The following is a 20027-nucleotide window of genomic DNA, read 5'->3' as shown; positions in this document are numbered from 1 at the left end:
AGTACGACCGTAGGATTTCCTACGGTCGTTTTTTGTCAAATGATTGTCAGTCAAATCTGGAAGAAGTCTGATTTCGATTGGGTGATTTGTGGTAAAATACTTGTAAAACTTACGCTAAGGAGGGGGTACGGATGCTCATACGGAAAGCCGAGCCAAAAGACGCTTACGGGATTGCGCGGGTGAGGGTGAACGGATGGCGCACAACCTATCGGGGAATTGTGCCGGCCGACTTTCTCTTGAAGCTCGGTTCGAACGCAATCGAGTGGTCTGAAAAGGTCCGCAGCGCCCTCGCGAAACGAGAAGTCGAAGGGTTTGTCGCCATCGTCGAAGAGGAAATCGTCGGGTTCGTTCTTTACGGGGAAGAACGGACGGGCGAATATCCGGACCATCCGAATGAGATTTATGCGATTTACATTCTAGAGGACCATCAGCGTAACGGGATTGGTTCGCTATTGCTGGAGCAAGCGATTCAAGCGATGTCGAATCACGGGCTCATCATTTGGGCGCTCGAATTGAACCCTTACCGCACGTTCTATGAGCAACGTGACGGGCAAGTCATCGATGCGAAAGAGCGCTTGTTCGGGGAACTCGCTCTGCGCGAAGTCGCCTACGGGTGGACGAAAGGGAATCACGACGCCATCGTCGGCGCATGAACGGACGCCGCCAGAGCAGATCGCGTCCGTTTTTATGGATAAGGGGGATGACCGTGCAAGGACAGCAAGCAAGTTGACCTATCGCCAATGAGAACTCGGTAGCCTCGAAGCAAGTGGCGACGACGGAGAACCAACTCGGTTCGATGGAAGAGATTGCGCAATCTGCGAACTCACTTGCGCATATGGCAGAAGAGTTGAAGGAGTTCGTATCACGCTTTAACATACGAATTAGAAAAAGGGATGAGAATCTGTTCGAGGCAGACGATCATCCCTTTTTGTTTTTTTCACAAATATGTTTCACTGACTGATTGTATTTTGCAATACAAATGTGCACAATAATGCAACGAAAAGTACAGAACTTTGCCAGCTGGGTTTTAGTGTTTCGACAACGCATGCGTGACACGATAACTGTCACCTGTAAAGTTTAGTATGTGAGCGTGATGGATGACGCGATCGACGAGTGCCGCAGTCAAGCGCGCGTCGCCAAAGATGCGATTCCATTGGCTGAACTCAAGGTTGGATGTGATGATCAGGCTCTTTCGCTCGTACCAGTCGGTGATGAGATGAAACAGAAGTTCCGCAGATTCTTTTGTGAGAGGGAGATATCCCATCTCATCTAAAATAATCATATCTGCCGACTCGAGACGAGAATGGAAGTTGCCTAGTTTTCCATCCCGCCAGGCCTTGTTAAGTTGCTCGACGAGTTCAGAGACCCGGAAGAACCTCACCTCATAACCTTTGTGACAAGCTTCTCTCCCGAGCCCGATGGCCAAATGGGTCTTTCCTGTACCCGGGGACCCTGTCAGAACGACGTTCTGTGAGTGCTCGACGAAATTCAGTGAGGTCAGTTCGTCCTTATCTAAATGCTTTGGGAAGTAGATGTGATTGCCCCAATGATAGTCGTCTAGTGACTTATTGTTGATGAATTTTGCCTTTTTGATTAACCGTTGCGCTTTCGCTTCCTCGCGGAGGCGCATTTCCATCGAGAAAAGCTCCGTGAGAAACTTTTCAGGGGATTCCGTTGGAATCGATTCATAGATTTCAGCGACATAGGCAAGGCGGAGCGATTTGCACATTTCTTTTAGGCTCATACTGCACCACCTTCTCCCCAAGGCCGATTCAGGCTATCGTACTTGCTCCAATCCACATCATAAGGATGGTCCTCAACCACGGCTGGATCGTCGTCCTCGCTCAGTAGCTCGTATAGGCGTTCATTGATCTCGAGGATTGGATAGAGTGCGAGCTTGGCTCGGATCCAGGCCAGTCTTTCCTGCCGAACGAGTAAGTTGGGTACGCCCAGGTACTCTTTGATTCTACCCGGCAGATATTCGGAATAACGGGAGTGCCCGAAGCTTCTCGGCTTCTTGTGCCAAGTGCTGATGATGTTTTCCCATGGGAGCGCACGCTTTGTCATCATGTAGGGACGTTTTTCTTCGTAGAGGATTTCTCCGTGAAGTGAGAGAATCTTCATCGAATCCCACCTTAAGATGGCGCGTACTTGCCCATGACGAGCCCCTGAAGGGATCAAGACTTTCGTCTTATCGATCGTTATTTCGCCGTACTTGTTCACCTTGAACAGTTCTTCTTTGAAGACGGGGAAGTCTTCTTGCGGCAATCGCAATAGATGTCTCTGCTCTTCTTCGAACAACTCACGGATCAGCACATGCTTTTCGTAATGCACTCTCTCCATGTCATCCCGTAGGGAAGCTGCGAGTTGCCGGTTCGTCGAATCGTAATCATGCATGACAGGGGCTGGGACAAGAAAATTGTACCGAACGTATCCTACCTTGTTCTCGACACTTCCTTTCTCGTTACCTCTGTAAGGATTACAGCTTTGAACTTGGAAGCCGTAATGTGCCATGAACTGCAGGAAAGCATCTGTATAGATCGCCTCTTCTTTTGTCGTTCGTGGTTGGATGACTGCGGCGGGGAGATTATCGATTCTGAGCTGTTGCGGTACACCACCGATTTCTTCAAAAAGCATTTTGAGTCCCGTCAAAAAGCACTCTTGGTTTTCTGCGGGCAGGGCGACAGCTGCTGTGCGGTTACTGAAGGGCAGGCTCATGACGAGGCATTTTACATCGACCGCATGACTATCTTTGACGACTTCCATCGTCCCGAAATCTACCTGTGCCTCACCCGGAGGGTGTTGCAATCGTTCTTGCCTTGTGTCGTTTTCCTCCTCGCTCGTCATATGCCAGCTCTTGATGAAATTGCAGACCGTCCGGTAAGAACCCTCGAATCCGTTCGCCACCAGCGTTTCATAAAGCTTTTTATTCGTTCGTCTTAACTTTTTCTGAAGCATTTGATCCTCGGTCAACCAATCCTCGACCATCTCGCCCCATTTCGTTCCGTACATCATGCCTCTCTTGGGGCGAATGGTTTCACTCGGCAGTTGAGCTGAATCCGCGTATTTTTTTACCGTCCTCCAGTTGAGGTCTAGATTTTTAGCGATTCGATTGATCGAATGTGATTTGTGGTTTCTCAGATATTTGATACAATTGATATCGGACATTGCTAGCATTCCTTCCATCTCCTAACGTTCTTGTGTCGCAACTTAAACGTTAGGGTGAGATTATGGTTGCTGGCAAGTCCTTTTTCTTTTCTAAAATAGGAGTGCAGAGTTGTGTACGTTTCCGTTGCACACTTCTGCACTCCTATTTTGCATTACACAGACTGATGACCGATTGAATGCTCTGGCATCATCTACCTCAAGTTTGTAAAGGCAAGCCAACTTGACGGAATCGTCTGTCCACAAAAAAAGGATGCACGAACGCATCCTTTTTCAAAACTATCGCTTGCTCGACACTTGATTCCGGCCGCGGTTCTTGGCAATATACAGTGCCTCATCGGCATCTTGAAGCGCCTGTTCGACCGTCTTCCCATCTTCAAGGGCGCTGACACCGAACGAACAAGTGACGCGCGGGACGGGACCGAACGGCTCGGCGTTAATCTTTTGTCGGAGCTTATCGGCGAGTTGCACACCGTCAGCAAGCGTTGACTGCGGGGCGACGATTAAAAATTCCTCACCACCCCAGCGGCCGATCGAGTCCGACTTGCGGATGTTGCGCCTGAGTAGTTGGGCAATCGAACGTAAGACGAGGTCTCCGGTCGGATGGCCGAACGTATCGTTGACAAGTTTGAAATAGTCGATATCGAGCATGATGACAGCGGCGGGCGCCCTTGTGTCGACCGTCTCCTGAGCCGTCGACGAGAGAACGTCCCCGACTTTCTTCCGGTTATACAGCTCTGTCAGCGGATCGAGCGAGGACAGGTGTTCCATGCGTTCTTCATAACGACGTTGCTCGGTCGCGTCTTCTAAAATGCCGACGCCGCCGTCAAGTTGTCCGTCCGCGGAAAAACTCGGAGACATCGTCGTTTGGATGAAGCGAGCCTGCCGTTCTGGTGCTTTATACCAGCCGGCCATGCGAATCGTCTCCCCGTTCAAGACGTTCCGAATGGCGCCTGAGAAGTCGAACGAAGAAGAACTACATCGCTCGAACATCACAATCGAGGTCGGAAGCATCCCGAGTAAATGAACGAATGATTCGTTATAGCTGACGATCTGCCCGTCACGATTGAATGCGAACAGGCCGATCGGGAGCTGGTCCCATGAGGAAGGATCGGGTTTCGTGGTGTGAGTGTCATGATGAGTCCGTTCTTGATCAGCCATTGTATGACATATGCGTGAACGCATACTTCCTCCTTTCCTAGCCGAAGCGGTAGTGTAGGACGTTCGTACTGATACTTTATACCCTAATTCGGGAAGAAACTAGCGAGTATTCTTTTAAATGCTAGCAAATTTTAGAATATGACGAGAAATCGACACAGCTTGGTGTGAGTACATAGCTCTCGACTTACGAATAGAAAGATACCCCATCGCGTTGGCATACTTGGCCGATACGATGGGGTAGTTAGCGTGATCAAAACTTATAAGATTGGACTGAGCAATCGTGACACGCCTTCGCGCATCCGGACGGTCCATTTCCGGGCCGCATAGTCGTCGACCGTGTATTTGCGGCTGACGGCGACGTCTGACTCGAACAGTGATGCGAGTTCGAGCGCGACCCGCTGATCATAAATGACGGCGTTCACTTCAAAGTTCAATCGGAAACTGCGGGCATCCAAGTTCGTCGTCCCGACGGTCGAAATCTCATCATCGACGACGAGCGTCTTGGCGTGTAGGAAGCCTTGCCCGTACATATAGACGTTCGCCCCGTAGTCGAGCAATTCGCCGAGGAACGATAGCGACGCCCACATGACGAACGGGTGGTCGGGCTTTCCTGGAATCATGATGTCCATCTTGACGCCGGACAAAAGTGCCATCTTACAGGCGTCCATGAAGCTCGTGTCCGGGATGAAATAAGGCGTCTGGATGATGACACGATGTTTCGCCGACATGATCATCTTGATCATCATGTTTTTCAAATGTTCCGTGTCGGAGTTCGGTCCGCTCGTCACGATTTGCATCGGCGACTTGTCCTTGATGTCGTGGCGTGCGAAACAGAATGAGTTCTCCGGGTCATGACGTTTGCTGGCTGAATAGTTCCAATCGAGAATGAATCGATGTTGCAAATGGTAGACGACGTCCCCTTCGACGCGGAGATGCGTGTCACGCCAGTATCCGAACTTCTCGACGAGACCGAGGTATTCGGTTCCGACGTTGAAGCCACCGACATAACCGATCTTGCCGTCGATGATGACGACTTTGCGGTGATTGCGGTTGTTTAACTTGAAGTTGATCAATCCGAGCGTCGGCGGGAAGAAGACGCGGACCTCGCCGTTGTGGGCGATCAGCTCTTTAAAGTCGGAGTCACGGAGGCTGCGCGAACCAACGGCATCATATAACAGCCGGACTTTGACGCCCGCCTTGGCGCGTTCAATCAGTTCATGGATCAGCGCCTTGCCGAGCGCGTCCCGTTGAATGATGTAATACTGGATATTGATCTCGGTCTCGGCGCTTCGGATATCGTCCATGAGCGCTTTGAACTTCTGTTCGCCATCATGCATGATGGCAGACTTGTTATGGACGCTGATGAGTGACTTCGACGAACGTAAGTTCATCTCGAGCAGTTGCTCGTACTTTTCGAACACAGGTTGAGCCAAGGCGGTCTCTTTCCGGCGAATCTGTTCGATTTGACTGTCGACTTGAAGGGCATGGAACGAGCGCTCTTCGACGCTCAAATTAAAGAAGTTGTCCTTCTTCAACTGTCGGCCGAGGAAGAGATAGATGATGAACCCGATAATTGGCAAGAAGAACAAGACGAGAAGCCACGCCCACGTCGCCCCGACATCGCGGCGCTCCGCAAAGATGACGGCTAACGCGAACAATAAATTCAAACCGAGGACGATATACAGCCCCCAACTAATAATGACCGACCAACTCCTTAACGACAATTTCTTTACATAGATTAATAATACATCATTCAAGGGAATAGTAAGCTATCGAAACATAAGGAGGAGACAAAGATGCATTTACAAGTGAATTGGAAACAAGGGATGGCGTTTCAGACGACGACGCCTTCGGGTCATAATGTGACGCTTGACGCCGGAGAAGACGTCGGTGGTCTCAATACGGGTCCGCGTCCGACCGAGATGCTCCTGCAGGCGACGGCCGCTTGTACGGGGATCGATATCGTCTCGATTCTTCATAAGATGCGGTTGCCGCTCGAGCGGTTCGAGATGGAAGTCGACGGGGTCCGGGCGACGGAACATCCGAAGAAGTTCACGGCCATCCACATCTTATACGTCCTCGAAGGGGATATGCCCGAAGAACGGGTCCGCCGCGCCATCGAGTTGTCCGTCGACCGCTACTGTTCGGTGTCGCACAGTCTGAACGCGACGATGACGTACAGCTATCGATTGAACGGCGGCGAGGTCGTCCCATTTACGTAATGTGAGCAGGATGGTTGAAAAGAGTCGAAACGGTCCGTTATATTTGTATTTCAAATACTGTAATACAAAGGAGGACGTTATGATTCGACTCGCGACGAAACGCGATGCCAAACACATCGCGGACCTAATCGAACAACGAGCCGTAGCGCTAAAACAACAAGGTAGCGATCAATGGGCGGAATATTTGGAGCAAGACCTCATAGACCGGGTGCAGACAGACATCACCTCGGGATATGTATATGTGTACGAGCAAGATGGATCGGTATTGGCCTCGATCGCCTTACTTCCGGCAGATGACTGGGACCATAGCTTATGGGAAGATGGCGAGCGCGGTCAATACATCCATCGAATCGTTGTCAGTGAACGGCTGAAAGGGCGAGGCGTCGGTCAACAACTGATGGAGCACGTCTTACGTGAAGCCGACACACAGGAGCCGGTCCGGCTTGATTGTGTGGCTGATAATGATTTCTTGAACAGTTATTATCCACGGTTTGGCTTCGTCTTCGTGGACTCACGGGACGGGTATAACACGTTTGAATACAGCATGGATGAGAGTGTCAGTGCATAAGGGGTCGATTGACTCCTTTTTTTGATATACTGAGAGGCGAATGGATAGGAGGAGAACGGTATGATTCAAACGATTCTTGTCGGCTTCGGTTTTTCCGCGACGACATTTCATTTACCATTTTTACAGGAGCTGGATGACTTCCAGATCGCCGGTGTCGTCTCATCAAGACCTGAGGACGTACAAGCCGTACTTGGCGATGTCGCGGTATATGCAACGCTAGACGAGGCTCTCGCGACTGAGGCGACCTTGTTCATCGTCACGACGCCGTCCCATTTACATAAGGACATGGTGGAACGTTGTTTACAGGAAGGGAAGGATGTTCTCGTCGAGAAGCCTGCGTTCTTGACGACAGAGGAAGGAGAGGCGTTGATTGCACGCGAACAGGCCAGTGCCGGAATCGTCAACGTTTTCCATAATCGACGGACGGACGGAGACTTCTTGACGGTCAAACGACTGCTCGAGGAAAAACGACTCGGCGATTGGAAAGTGATCGAGTCACGGTTCGACCGGTTCCGTCCGGTCGTCCGGGATCGGTGGCGCGAGAATGCGGGGCCGGGAGCAGGGATATTGTTTGACCTCGGTAGCCATTTGATCGATCAAGCGCTCGTCTTGTTCGGTGCACCTGACAAAGTGTCGGCAGATGTTATGATTCAACGCGAAGGAGGTCAGTCTGACGACGGCTTCCATCTGACCCTGTATTATGGAGAAAAACGGGTATATCTGCGTTCGAACCCGTTCATAGCCGTCGAGGCGCCGCGGTTCGAAGTGCACGGGACGGAAGGCAGTTTCTTGAAGTTTGGACTCGATCCGCAAGAGGCGTGTCTCCGGAACGGGGAAGTGCGATGTCCCGACCGTGAGAGTGGAACGGTCGTCACAGACGTTGAAGCGACAATCGACATCGAAGCAGGTGAGTATTTGTCCTTCTACCGGGCGCTGGCGGATAGTTATATGACACGTCATCCGCTCGTGCCGCTTCGGGAAGCGCTCTTGACGACGAGAGTCATCGAAACGGCTCGTGAAGCATCACGGCTTCAACGTGTACTCGACTTCAAGTCATAATCATGAAGGACGACCTGATGCCATTGGCGAGGTCGTCCTTTTTAAAATCTCAAAGAAATCGTTATGATTTTATTGTGAACGAACAAACTCGCTTCATGTTTGTTAACAACAAAAAGCTATTCCCCTCCTTCAAATAGTCAGCTTTGAATGGGAACAGGACATAGGAAACGACTCCAGACTGTCCTGTCACACTTCAAACAATGACGACTTATAGGAAGAGGGGAACGGATGATGTTCAATCAGATTGTGAAAAATCGATGGGCGTGGGAGAACTGGTTACGGGAGGTCAGTTGTGACTCGTACGATCATTACGATTATGTATTGGCCAACTGTGAACCGGGCGAGCAGCCTGAGTTGTATATCGCGGCCAAAGAGGACGGCATCTTGCTGTATCCGTACATCCGTCGTCCAATTGCACATCGTCATGATGATCTCGTGACGGCGTATGGCTATGGCGGTCCGTTCCGTGAAGGCAACTTTTCGAACGAAGACGTCGCAGAGGCTAGACGTCTCTTTTTAAAACGTCCTGAGAATCAAGCCACGGTTACTGAGACGATTCGATATCATCCTTGCCGCTTCGACCATGATTTGATGCGTGCCTTTGGCCAAGCCGTCCCGATTCGTCAAACGGTGCACGTCCGGCTCGATGACCCGTTCGACCAACTTGAGCAACGCTTCAGTAAAATGACGAAACGAAACGTGAAGCGGGCTATCCGTGAACAAGTGACGGCGGTACAAGGGCAGACCCATGAACTATGTGAATTCATCCGCCTTTATCGGGCGACGATGGACCGTCGAGCAGCGAACGAGGCGTACTATTTCTCGGACCGATACTTCGAGGACCTGTGGAACAGCGATACATGCGAAACGGAGCTGTTATTCGCTGTCCATGAGGGCGTCATCGTGGCAGGCGTGTTCATGTTGTTCGGGGACGATGGGGCGCATTATCATCTCGGAGGCTCGGACGCGAACTACTTGGCGCTGCGACCGAACCATTTCTTGTTCCGCGAGATGATCCGCCGCGCGGCCGAGAAAGAGAAAGCATACGTACATCTCGGTGGCGGAGCGACCGGGGAAGATGCGCTCTATGACTTTAAGCAGAGCTTCTCAGGGGATGAGCCGCTCACATACTATATCGGACAGTCCGTGCTCGATGAGGCGGTTTACCACCGGTTGAATCAAGACCATTTGCTCCGCTACGGACCATCTGATTTCTTTCCACTCTATCGGACACCGGTCGAAGAGACGGTCGCCGAGGTGCAAGCAGAACGATAACAAAAGGTTCTCACTCGAGATGGAGTGAGAACCTTTTGTATCAAGCGGCCTCTTCGTCGGGAGCGGCCATTTTTTCGGTTTGGCGAGTGATAGGGAAATTACTGAACAGTTTACTGCCGACGAGTCCGGCCACGATGCCGACGCCGAACAAGATGAGCGCCGTCACGGTCACGGTCTGCCAATCATTGAAGCCGTACATGACGAGCAATCCCGGAATCCCGGCAGCAGAACCTGGCGCGTCGTTCACCATGCCGGTCATCGCGACGATGAGTCCGGCGATGGCGCCACCGACGAAGTTGACGCTGTAGATTGGGATCGGGTTCGCCGAGATGAGATCGGCTTGCGTGAGCGGTTCAATCGCGACCGATAGTTGATCTTTCTTCGTCCCGATGTTCAAACGCTTGAACAGCAAGAAGTTCATCGAGATCGACGCTGTCAACGCGAGGGCGGCGATGGCCATCGGCACACCCGTCAAACCGAGCATGGCGGTGAGTGCCATCGAGCTGAGTGGCGACGTCGAGACGACTGTGACAATCCCACCAAGGACAAGTCCCATCACGACGGGGTTTTGCGTCGCGGCAAGTTCGATGACCGCACCGATTTGCGACAATGTGTTCGAGACGAGCGGATCGACTCCTGTCGCCACAAGGCGAGCGAGCGGAGCCATGACGATCACGTAGAAAATCATGTCGACACCGGCCGGTAAATGCCGGTCTAGTTTACGACCGACAAGGGCAAGAATGTATCCGGCGAAAAAGCCAGGAAGAATGCCGAAGCCGGCGACCGATAGACCGAGCATGAGCGCGTAGACCGGATTGATCCCGAGTGCGATCGATACGAGCGCCGCTGCGGCCGGACCTGATAATGAACCGGCCGCCTGTCCGACTTCCTCATATAAAGGGAGCGGGAGCAAACCGCCGATGGCGTAAGCGTTGAACGCCTCGACCAAGAAACTGGCGATGGCGGCGCCGGCCAAGGCGCCCATCGCTTTCATTCCAAACGGGGCTTTGTAACTGAATAACGTGAATAAGGCAAGAATCAACAGTAAAAGTGCGATCCCTTGAATAATGACCATACGGTGTACCTCTTTCTCTCTGTTGTATATTTCCTCTATAGTTAACCATTCGAACGGTTCTGTAAAGCCATTTCATCCATCTGACACGACTTTTTATATGGTAGCGTTTCCAACTCAAGAATTGGAAAATTGTGAACGGAATCGGCTGTAAAATTTACGAAAAAACAAGCTCAGATGTGTCAGTACGGTCCGGAGTGGGAAGAGAAAGGGGAACGACTTTTCATACTAGGAATGATCAAGGAGGAGTAGAGATGCAGATGGAGACAAAAAATTGGCACGCACTCGAACCGGATGAGGTAAAGAGTTCGCTCGAGACAGACACATCCAGCGGTCTGTCGAAAGGGGAAGTGTCAAGTCGACAGGAACAGTACGGGAAAAACGTGCTGCCCGAGAAAGAGAAGACACCTGAAATCATAAAATTTTTGCGTCAATTCAATGATATTCTGGTCTTCGTCTTGCTTGGTGCCGCTGTCGTCACCGGCTTTTTAGGGGAGTACATCGATACGATCGTCATCGTGCTCGTCGTGACGATTATCGCGGTCGTCGGTTACCTCCAAGAGAACAAGGCCGAGCAAGCGTTAGAAGGCATCAAAAAGTTACTCGAGACGAAAGCGAGCGTCATCCGTGACGGCAAGCAAATCCAAGTCGACTCGAGCGACCTCGTCGTCGGGGACATCTTGGTCCTTGCCGCCGGTGATAAAGTGCCGGCTGACGCCCGTGTCATTCAAGCCGAGAAATTCAAAGTCGAGGAATCGGCGTTGACAGGTGAAGCGACGACGGTCGAGAAGAAAATTCAAGTCGTACCGGAAGACGCCGTCCTCGGTGATCGCAAGAACATGATTTATTCGGGTACGAGCGTGGCGACAGGAAGTGCGAAAGCAATCGTCACGTCCATCGGAGAAGGCACGGAGCTCGGCCAAATCAACGCCTCGATTGCTGAAGTCGAGACGGTCAAGACGCCACTCATCCGCCAGACGACGAAGTTTGGTCAGACGGTATCCATCGCCATCCTCGTCATCTCGGTCATCATATACGCGTTCGGTTACTTCGTCCGTGACTTTGACCCGATCGAGTTGATGTTGACGACGATCGGTCTTGCCGTCGCCGCCATTCCAGAAGGATTACCGGCCGTCATCTCGATCATCCTCGCGCTCGGTGTCCGGAACATGGCTGAGAAAAAAGCCATCGTCCGCAGCTTGCCGTCGGTCGAGACGCTCGGAGCCGTATCGGTCATCTGTACCGATAAGACCGGGACGTTGACGAAAAACGAGATGACCGTCAAACAAGTCGTCACGGCCAAACACGACATCGAAGTGTCAGGGAGTGGATACGCCCCGGACGGTGATTTAGAACTGAACGGTCAACCGTTCGATTTAGATGATGATGAGTCGATGATCGACCTTCTCACGGTCGGGAAAACATGTAACGACGCCCAGCTGTATGAAGAGGGCGGCGAATGGGTCGTCAATGGTGACCCGACGGAAGCATGTTTGCTCACGCTCGCTGAAAAAGCGGAGCGGCCGATCGAACGTTTGGACGTCATCTCGAAGATTCCATTCGATTCGGAGTACAAATATATGGCGACGCTCGTCGACTATAAAGGAGAGCGGATGATCTTCATCAAAGGGGCACCGGACCGCCTGTTCGATATGGCGGAAGACACGGAGTTCGACCGTGCCTATTGGGATGAAAAACGAAAAGAAATTGCCGACCGCGGACAACGCGTGCTCGGGGGCGGTTTCAAACGCGTCGACGCCTCGAAAGAGACGGTCGACCATGAAGACGTCGAGAACGGCATCACATTCCTCGGCCTCTACGGCATCGTCGATCCGCCACGTCAAGAAGCAATCGAAGCGGTCGCGGCTTGCCGTGACGCGGGGATCCGTATCAAGATGATCACCGGCGACCATAAAGACACGGCCGTCGCCATCGCCCGAGAACTCGGTATGGAAGTCGAGGGCGCCCTCGAAGGGAAAGAATTGACGAACATGTCCGACGAAGAAATCAAAGAGGCGTCGGTTCATAATGACGTCTTCGCCCGGACGAGCCCGAACGATAAACTTCGTCTCGTCAAAGGATTGCAACAGAACGGCTTAATCACGTCGATGACCGGAGATGGTGTCAATGACGCACCGGCCTTGAAACGGGCCGACATCGGGGTCGCGATGGGGATCAAAGGAACGGAAGTCGCGAAAGAGGCCTCGCAGATGGTCCTCGTCGATGACAACTTCAAGACGATCTACAACGCCGTCCGTGAAGGTCGTCGCGTCTATGACAACTTGAAGAAGACGATTTTGTTCTTGCTACCGACAAACGGGGGACAAGCACTCCTCGTCGCAATGAGTATCTTATTGGGCGCCGCGGCACCACTCAGTCCGGTCCAAATCCTTTGGGTCAACATGGTCGTCGCCATCACGCTCTCGCTCGCCATCGCCTTCGAGCCGCTCGAAGAGAGCACGATGAAACGGCCACCGCGTCCCGCTAACGTGCCGTTGCTGAGTCGCTACTACGTCTTCCGCATCACGTTCGTCTCGATTTTAATCGGGGGCGGTAGTCTAGTCATCAACTATATGCTCGGCGATTTCGATTACTCGACCGATAAGTTGCAGACGATCACGCTCAATACGATTGTCATGGCGCAACTGTTCCACTTGTTCAACTGTCGGACCGAGCTCGCGCCGGCGTTCAACCGTCACTTCTTTGACAACAAGATCGCCTTCCTCGTGTCGGCACTCTTGATCGGGCTCCAGCTGTTCATTACGTACGTCCCGTTCATGCACACGCTGTTCGGTACGGCACCACTTGAACTGCAAGACTGGATTTATCCGGTCGCGTTCGGTCTCATCGTCTTTGTCATCGTCGAAATCGAGAAAGCCATCTCGCGTCGTGTGATCGGCAACAAAGACATACACTGATGTTTTGCACACTGCCTAATGTGGAATTAGTCCATTATGCAGAGGAGGGATGCTCAATGAAACGTGATGAATCACAACCAGGGGTTCACCCGGACCCGGTACCGGATGAGGAATCAAACCCGGCTACAAAACCGGCTCCGACGCAACATCCGGACCCGGCACCTGAAGAAGACGACAAAGAATCAAAATAAGGAGACTTCAATGAGGGAGTATCCACAAAAAAGGCTTTCCGACAAAAATCGGAAAGCTTTTTTATGGCATTATTTTTTCGGTGCCGGGGTCCGAAACTCATTCATTTTGTCGAACTCTTTTTCATTGAAGTATTCGACGACAACGAAATCTCCGACTGGGCACTCCCAACGGTCTTTCGCGACCTGACATTCTTTGAGTGTCACTTTCTGGTCATACATGTCGAGCTCGAGCGTGTCTTTCAAAAATTGATCGGCCTGTTTGTCATTGATCTTGAAATATTCGCTCAAGATGATCTCTTCGGCTTTATCGTTCGTATGCGTCATCACTTTAAAAAATCTCATATGTGTACCTTCTTTCGTCTGTAAGCTGAATTCTCAGTATATAGGAGCTGGCCCGATTTGGGAACCGTCATCCCATTTTCGATAAAATGCCCCTAACGCGAATGCGAAAGGGGCTCGGTTCATTTCATTTTTTGTCGGCTTGGCGGTGCCTCGTTGAACGGTTGTTTATGGCGAATGATCAGCCAGAACAACAAACCGAACAAGGGAATGTAAGGCAGCGGCCACAAACTCATCTTATAACGTTTGGCATCCCGATTCATCAACGTGATTTGGATGAAGGCGAGCAAGAAGAAATCGACCGTCATCGTCCGGACGAACTGGTTCTGTTCGACGTATGACCAATACTCGGCCACGTTCCCGGTCGTCGACGCGGCGATGAACAAGCCGATCGTGACGAGCAAGAGCAACACCCCGAGCAATCGTGTCGGGAGCGGTTTTATCGGTGTCGGATAAGGCGACTGCCGCGCGAACGCTAAGTACGGGGCGATGATGAAGCCGCCGACGACGAAACCGGTCGCTGCCGGTAAGAGCGGGTTCGGGCGCAACTGGTTCACCTCGGACCAAAGAAGCGGGAACAAGGCGAGCGGATAAACGCCTAGGATGCTGAAAAGGGAAAGTGAATACCCTTCATAGGCGTCCGTATTATACGTGATGAAATCGAGCAAAAACCGGCTCGAGAACGGTTCATTCGGACCGAGGAGCGCGATGGCGATCGCAGCGGCCCACGGAATGAGTAAAAACTTTCTAGTCATGCCCTACACCTCGAGTCTGTCTCTGTTTCTTTTAGTATACCCCGGAATCAAGCGAACAAAAAATGAGAAGTGGCAATCGACACGTTCTCATTGGTTTTCACGAGCATACGCTTTAATCATCGTCACGAGTTGCTGGGTCTCGTCTGAGTCTGACTCAAGTCGAATCCCGTAATCATACAGGCTCCCCATTTGTCCGCGGTGCCGGACGTGACCTGTCAGGTCGAGCGGTTGAATCAACGGGACGAGGTCAAGTTTGACTTGGACTTTCAATCCTTCAGAAAGTGGAAATAAGTAGTCGCACCGCATCTTCAGACCGTGGGCGCTGATATTGAGCAGTTGTGCTTCCCCGTCATGAAGTTCTTTGTCTTCCCAGATGAGGCGATATGGGATGAAGCGGGGGTTCGGTAAAATATATCGAAACGTTTCTTGTCGTCGATAGCGCATCGGTTCACCTCATTTCTCTACCTTGATTATCGGCTATTTTTGGCGAATCGTGAAGCGTTGAATGCACCAAAATTTAGGAAGCGCGGTTTACAGAAATGCAATCGCTTTCTATAATGAGAAGACAGAGTGGATAGAGGAGGGATCGTATGAACGTCAAGGACTTACTCCGACGCTATTCGATCGACGAACCAATCATCTACGCGAAAAATCTACACGGGCAGTGGGTCAAGTTGGAGCAACTGCCGCCCTACACCATACTAGAGGTCGAGGCGACGGACGAGGCCATCGAGGCGCTCGCCATCGACGCGTACGTGGCGCTCACCGTTTGTCGGGAGAAATCGTCGCTTGAAGATGCACGCCCTTATGCGGTGCGGCTTCATATCAAAGGTAAGTAAAAACCGCGAGCCGATGGGCTCGCGGTTTTGTTTAGGCTGCTTTTTCTGTCTCGTCTTCCTGTGGGACGGTCCGTTTTGCGTAATACATGAACGGCGTCGCCATCCAAGCGATGATGAACTTGGCGACGTATGTCGTGATGAAGATATTCCACCAGATGTCCCATTCCATGCCCCAGAAGGCAATCGTACAGAACGTGAGCGTGTCGATGAACTGTGAGACGACGGTCGAACCGGTCGTCCGGAGCCACAGTTTCTTCTCACCGGTCTTGGCACGAATCTTCGAATAGATGAAGACGTCGAACAGCTGTGAGACGAGGTACGCCGCGAGACTACCGAGCGTGATGAGCGGTAGCATCGAGAACAGCGCCTCGAAACTCTCATGCATGAACAGCGCCTCTTCGAACGGCTCATAGAGCAGTGCGAATTGCATGAGCACCGTCGAGACGATCAAGATGAAGAAGCCGAGCCAGACGCCTTTACGGGCGGTGTGACGACCATATTTTTCATTCAAAATGTCAGTCGCTAAATAAAGGGAACCGTAGACGATATTCCCGAGAGTAAAGATGAAACCACCGATTACAATCTGCTGCGTCACTTGGATGTTGGCGACGACCGAGGCCATCGCAATCCAGGCGAACAGTCCGACGCGTCCGAACAGCTTATAACTGAGGACGAGCAGACCGAGCGTGAGCAAGGCAGAAGGAATCCATAACCATTCATTGAGCATGGGGATCGTACTCCTTCCAAATCATTCATTCTGTCAACTTTACAAGTTTATAGAGGAACGGAAACCGTGTCAAGACAGTTTCCATGACTAAAAGAAAAAGCGACCTGTCCTGATAAGGGAAGGTCGCTTCATTTGATGCCTCCGACGAGAATAGAACTCGCGATTGAGTAATAACATTTTTAGCTTAAGAGTTTGCGGAAATATTAAATTTCCTGAAAACGTGTGAGTTTGTGCTTCTTAGAAAGAAGGTTTAAAAGCATTTAGTTAAATATTTATTTTCAATGAGTTATAAAACTTTAAAAAAAATCCGAAAAATGTACAAAAACTATACATTTAAAATATTATATTGTACAATATTCATAGTTACTTACACTATGTTCAGGGAGGAAATATGATGCGCCAGTACCGTTTTGATGATGAATTGAACCAAAAGATTGTTGATGGAATCCTTAAAGGCTACAGAAGCTATATACGTGAACGAGCTCAAAAAAGAGAAGAATTAACAATTAGTGGTGCTTATGCCTGGGTAAAAGGGAATCATATTGATCATCATACGGGAGTGGAAGTAGAAGATTTGGGATTGATTTTTAGTCCTGCAAGAGCTGGTCATACATGGGGATATCTACAGTTTCGTCATCAAGAAGAGAATCGAAACCGAATATTCATTGTACGGAATGCCCGTTATTTTAATGAACAGCAATTTGATCGACCACGTACACCTCGTCAGACTTCTACAAGTCGAAGAACAAATTACTTGTTAGAGTTATCGAACTCAAACCGAAATGTAAACTTTACTGATAGTGGTGATTCTACGGAAACTATCTCCGAGCAACTTGAAATCGAACTTGGTTTTGTGAATCCCGAGAGCAGCATTGAAACGGCGCAAGACTTGTCTCAAGAAGTGAGCGAATTCCATATCATCACTTATTCAATAGATGAAGCCAATCAAATTGAAGAGATTCGTCATGTTATGCCAAATCCGTTAAATAGAAGAGCGTACTTAGTAAACGACTTGACTCACTTTATGGGGACAAGTTCTGTAGACATGAATGACATCGACTACTCTGCGGTAGAAGGTAATGAGGAAGAGACAGAATTTACTGCCTTTGATTTCAACATTACTTTACCAGGAGAAGAGATGGAAGAATGATAATTAAGTAAGGAGGGAGATGGGATGTTTGTCGGCGAGTCATTAAGAAACCTCCGCGTAATGTTTGGTTTTTCAAGAAAACATCTCTCTGATCTCGTGGGTGTTTCTGAACAATCCATATGGCAATATGAAAATGGGGTCAGTTCGCCCAAACTAGAGACTATTAATGAATTGAAGAATATATTTCATGTAAAAAGTAAGTATTTCTACAAGGCTGATATTTTATCTAAACAGTCTGAACAAAAAGTTGAGCCTCATTCAATTGCATATCGTTCTGAAGAAATCAACTCGGTTTCAAAAACTCAAAGTGAATCACTTCACTGTGAATTTCTTAATGAGTTTGTAGAGTTCATTACTTCGAAAGTTTCATTACCAATGGGCCAAATTGGTCATTTAAGGTCATATGCTCAGAATATGATGAAAGATTTAGACATTGGAAACAGGGTAGATGCAATAAATGAAATTGCACAATACACTAGAGAAGTCTTGAGCATACCAGATACTTCAAATAAAAATTTAATTTTTTATATTGAAAAGTCAGGAGTATATGTGTTTGAAAAATCTATTGGTGAAAAGATTGATGCTTACAGTTTTTGGACTAAAACTGATATTCCTTACATCGTTCTCGGTAATTTGAAAAAATCTGCAGTCCGCAGGAATTTTGATTTAGCGCATGAGTTAGGTCATCTAATCTTACACCATAATGCCTATTTTACAGAGTTAGATAAGAAAACATATTCCGATATTGAAAAAGAGGCTGATTTATTCGCAGGTGCATTCCTTTTACCTGTTAAAGAATTCACAAATGATTTTAATTTTTTAATCAGAAAATCAAATCCAGACTCTTATATTGAATTGAAAACAAAATGGCTGGTATCAATTCAAGCAATGGCTATTCGTGCAAAAAGATTGGGTTTACTAACTCAAGAACAATATAGTTACTTTTGGAGATCAATCACAAAAAAAGGTTATAAAAAGTCTGAACCATTGGATTACGAAATACCTATTTTTAAGCCGTCTAAAATTGAAAGTATTCTCAAACTTTTGCTCGAAAATAAAGTAATTACACTCAATGAATTAACTGAGGCTAAATACTCTGTGGACATTGAGTATCTTCATTTATTGACTGGAATCTCAAGGGAATTTTTTGCTAAATATAAAAGGAATGAAGAAACGGTTAGTTTAGATTTTCAGAAAATAGTAAGATTGAAGTAAGGTTAATTATGTAGAGGTTAGGTTTGAACTTTAAAGTACTTTTAAACCTATCTTATAAAGTTAGCTTTTAATCATGCGAATAAAGTAATCCAATGTTGATATTCTAATCATCAAATGTTTGTAACTATTGGATTGTAGAGGTGTGCACTTACTGTAAGTGATTGCGTCAATCTCTTTTTATTCAAAACTAAATCATTGTCAGGTAATGTTAGCCATTGAGCAGATTCGATGGCTTTTTGTGTGAATTAAAGACCAGAGAAGCAGGTCCTCTCCTTGGGTAGCGATTGAGTATCCCGCAAATAGTCGCAATACCTGATAATTCGTTTTTTGCTTGATGTAAACAAAACATGGAGGAAGCAACTTGAGATCAACTAAGAAATTTGACGGATATATTATAAAATCTTTAATGTAATTAAGCAAGAAACTCACAAAAACGTAATATACCCGCGTGTTGATGTGCCCCACCAAAGGGGATAATTGAATCTGGAATTATTTGATTGATAAGACGAAACGGTACATACAATCGAAAATGACAAAGTGGATCAAACAATTTAAAGCTGAGGAGTACGATGAAATTGAGTGGAGTGACGAATTTTACATTTATCTGCCGTGGTCGATTAATAAGCGCTAGAAAAATTCGCTACACGGGTCAGTGGCGAATTCAACACTTATGAGTTTTCTTGTTTTTCTGATTGCTCCAAGAGTAAAGACTGATACCTGATTCAGTCACACCGTGTTCTAAAAGCTTATAATTCTTGTATACTTATGCGACGCGGAAAAGTATGTTACCAAGATTAAGACTAGCGTCGACAAACAGAGATGCATACCGAAGAAGAGATTTAAACATTTTCCTTGTCTTAACTAGTATGGTACTTGGAGGGTGCAGAGAACTGGCTGGAGAAAGGTCTGGTCATGAGAATTACGTTGTCTTAAAGACTGTAGCATACACATGGATGTGTATTAGCTAGGGGGTTCTTTATTCTCCAGTTGGAAGGAGAAACGATATGCGCTCGACGGTACGAAGAACCGGCGGACTAGTCATATGACGATTTCGAATGAACTGATCCGCGCTCTCAAAATGGTACATAATGCAATAGGTCTTCTTGATGAAGCAAGTCCAGAACGAACCCGTGCCGGAATTCACCAATTTCATCGCTCTGAAGCTACTGTGCACAAACTGTGCACGTGCAAAAGAAAAGCACCTCCTGATAATTACAGGAAGTGCTCGAAACCGCTTGGTTGAGCGGTATAATTGATGCCTCCGACGAGAATCGAACTCGTGCTGCAGCATTACCATTGCTGAGGTCTGCCACTAACCTACAGAGGCGGTTACATCTAGTATGTTACACAGTCTGTCATGAAATTTCAAGC

Annotated in this window: 19 protein-coding genes and 1 tRNA gene; 10 read left to right on the top strand and 10 right to left on the bottom strand. The window is 48.8% G+C overall.

Annotated elements, in window-relative coordinates; all coding sequences use genetic code 11:
* Window positions 1–131: 131 nt before the first annotated feature.
* Entirely contained in the window at window positions 132–653 is a 522-nt protein-coding gene (locus tag KNP02_RS09035; RefSeq protein WP_138859476.1) for a GNAT family N-acetyltransferase, read from the top strand.
* 374 nt (window positions 654–1027) lie between these two features.
* Here KNP02_RS09035 and istB read toward each other — a convergent pair whose 3' ends face one another.
* The 4 genes from istB to cls form a co-directional block, all read right to left on the bottom strand.
* On the bottom strand, window positions 1028–1744 hold the full coding sequence (istB, locus tag KNP02_RS09030) for an IS21-like element helper ATPase IstB (RefSeq protein WP_029595512.1): 717 nt from the start codon (window positions 1742–1744) through the stop codon (window positions 1028–1030).
* Entirely contained in the window at window positions 1741–3177 is a 1437-nt protein-coding gene (istA, locus tag KNP02_RS09025) for an IS21 family transposase (protein ID WP_029595511.1), read from the bottom strand. The genes istB and istA overlap by 4 nt, the downstream gene beginning before the upstream one ends.
* Window positions 3178–3444: 267 nt before the next feature.
* Window positions 3445–4350: a GGDEF domain-containing protein gene (locus KNP02_RS09020; protein WP_138859475.1), complete on the bottom strand. Its 906-nt coding sequence runs from the start codon at window positions 4348–4350 to the stop codon at window positions 3445–3447.
* Between the two features lie 233 nt (window positions 4351–4583).
* Entirely contained in the window at window positions 4584–6083 is a 1500-nt protein-coding gene (gene cls / locus KNP02_RS09015; RefSeq protein ID WP_251129234.1) for a cardiolipin synthase, read from the bottom strand.
* Between the two features lie 39 nt (window positions 6084–6122).
* On the opposite strand from cls, the gene KNP02_RS09010 reads away from it, so the two are divergent.
* The 4 genes from KNP02_RS09010 to KNP02_RS08995 all read left to right on the top strand — a co-directional run bounded on the left by KNP02_RS09010 (window position 6123) and on the right by KNP02_RS08995 (window position 9450).
* The gene (locus tag KNP02_RS09010) at window positions 6123–6548 is read left to right on the top strand and encodes an OsmC family protein (RefSeq protein WP_214708644.1); all 426 of its coding nucleotides are present in this window, start codon (window positions 6123–6125) and stop codon (window positions 6546–6548) included.
* Between the two features lie 79 nt (window positions 6549–6627).
* Entirely contained in the window at window positions 6628–7116 is a 489-nt protein-coding gene (locus tag KNP02_RS09005) for a GNAT family N-acetyltransferase (RefSeq protein ID WP_138859472.1), read from the top strand.
* Between the two features lie 60 nt (window positions 7117–7176).
* Entirely contained in the window at window positions 7177–8175 is a 999-nt protein-coding gene (locus KNP02_RS09000; RefSeq protein ID WP_214708646.1) for a Gfo/Idh/MocA family oxidoreductase, read from the top strand.
* A gap of 231 nt (window positions 8176–8406) precedes the next feature.
* Window positions 8407–9450, top strand: coding sequence for a lipid II:glycine glycyltransferase FemX (locus tag KNP02_RS08995; RefSeq protein ID WP_214751506.1), 1044 nt, complete (start codon window positions 8407–8409; stop codon window positions 9448–9450).
* A gap of 40 nt (window positions 9451–9490) precedes the next feature.
* On the opposite strand, the gene KNP02_RS08990 is transcribed toward KNP02_RS08995, so the two are convergent.
* On the bottom strand, window positions 9491–10525 hold the full coding sequence (locus KNP02_RS08990) for a PTS sugar transporter subunit IIC (RefSeq protein ID WP_214708650.1): 1035 nt from the start codon (window positions 10523–10525) through the stop codon (window positions 9491–9493).
* A gap of 251 nt (window positions 10526–10776) precedes the next feature.
* On the opposite strand from KNP02_RS08990, the gene KNP02_RS08985 reads away from it, so the two are divergent.
* Complete coding sequence (locus KNP02_RS08985) at window positions 10777–13440, top strand: cation-transporting P-type ATPase (protein WP_214708652.1); 2664 nt, start codon at window positions 10777–10779, stop codon at window positions 13438–13440.
* Window positions 13441–13496: 56 nt separating this feature from the next.
* On the top strand, window positions 13497–13631 hold the full coding sequence (locus KNP02_RS15010; RefSeq protein ID WP_034777478.1) for a hypothetical protein: 135 nt from the start codon (window positions 13497–13499) through the stop codon (window positions 13629–13631).
* Window positions 13632–13700: 69 nt separating this feature from the next.
* Here KNP02_RS15010 and KNP02_RS08980 read toward each other — a convergent pair whose 3' ends face one another.
* From KNP02_RS08980 to KNP02_RS08970, 3 genes are all read right to left on the bottom strand, one after another.
* Window positions 13701–13973, bottom strand: coding sequence for a hypothetical protein (locus KNP02_RS08980; RefSeq protein WP_235420191.1), 273 nt, complete (start codon window positions 13971–13973; stop codon window positions 13701–13703).
* A 119-nt stretch (window positions 13974–14092) separates the two neighbouring features.
* On the bottom strand, window positions 14093–14725 hold the full coding sequence (locus tag KNP02_RS08975) for a hypothetical protein (protein WP_138859467.1): 633 nt from the start codon (window positions 14723–14725) through the stop codon (window positions 14093–14095).
* 87 nt (window positions 14726–14812) lie between these two features.
* Window positions 14813–15169 carry a PilZ domain-containing protein gene (locus tag KNP02_RS08970; protein WP_021067352.1) on the bottom strand — a complete coding sequence of 119 codons (357 nt, stop codon included), beginning with the start codon at window positions 15167–15169 and terminating at the stop codon, window positions 14813–14815.
* A gap of 146 nt (window positions 15170–15315) precedes the next feature.
* Between KNP02_RS08970 and KNP02_RS08965 the strand changes: the two genes are divergently transcribed.
* The gene (locus tag KNP02_RS08965; RefSeq protein WP_034777481.1) at window positions 15316–15564 is read left to right on the top strand and encodes a hypothetical protein; all 249 of its coding nucleotides are present in this window, start codon (window positions 15316–15318) and stop codon (window positions 15562–15564) included.
* Window positions 15565–15595: 31 nt separating this feature from the next.
* Here the strand turns inward: KNP02_RS08965 and KNP02_RS08960 are convergent, their stop codons facing one another.
* A complete protein-coding gene (locus KNP02_RS08960) occupies window positions 15596–16291 on the bottom strand; it encodes a queuosine precursor transporter (RefSeq protein WP_034777482.1) in 696 nt (231 codons plus the stop codon).
* Between the two features lie 394 nt (window positions 16292–16685).
* On the opposite strand from KNP02_RS08960, the gene KNP02_RS08955 reads away from it, so the two are divergent.
* Together KNP02_RS08955 and KNP02_RS08950 are read left to right on the top strand one after the other, a co-directional pair.
* On the top strand, window positions 16686–17441 hold the full coding sequence (locus KNP02_RS08955) for a spr1630 family ClpXP-sensitive toxin (protein ID WP_214708654.1): 756 nt from the start codon (window positions 16686–16688) through the stop codon (window positions 17439–17441).
* A gap of 24 nt (window positions 17442–17465) precedes the next feature.
* Entirely contained in the window at window positions 17466–18656 is a 1191-nt protein-coding gene (locus KNP02_RS08950) for a spr1629 family repressor/antitoxin (protein WP_214708656.1), read from the top strand.
* A gap of 1256 nt (window positions 18657–19912) precedes the next feature.
* Here KNP02_RS08950 and KNP02_RS08945 read toward each other — a convergent pair.
* Window positions 19913–19983 (bottom strand) — tRNA-Thr (locus tag KNP02_RS08945).
* Window positions 19984–20027 lie beyond the last annotated feature (44 nt).

It is taken from the genome of Exiguobacterium sp. s40, assembly GCF_018617905.1.
Taxonomy (GTDB): domain Bacteria; phylum Bacillota; class Bacilli; order Exiguobacteriales; family Exiguobacteriaceae; genus Exiguobacterium; species Exiguobacterium mexicanum_A.
The sequence above is the reverse complement of the archived record's forward strand: the minus strand, read 5'-3'. Positions and strand labels throughout refer to the sequence as shown.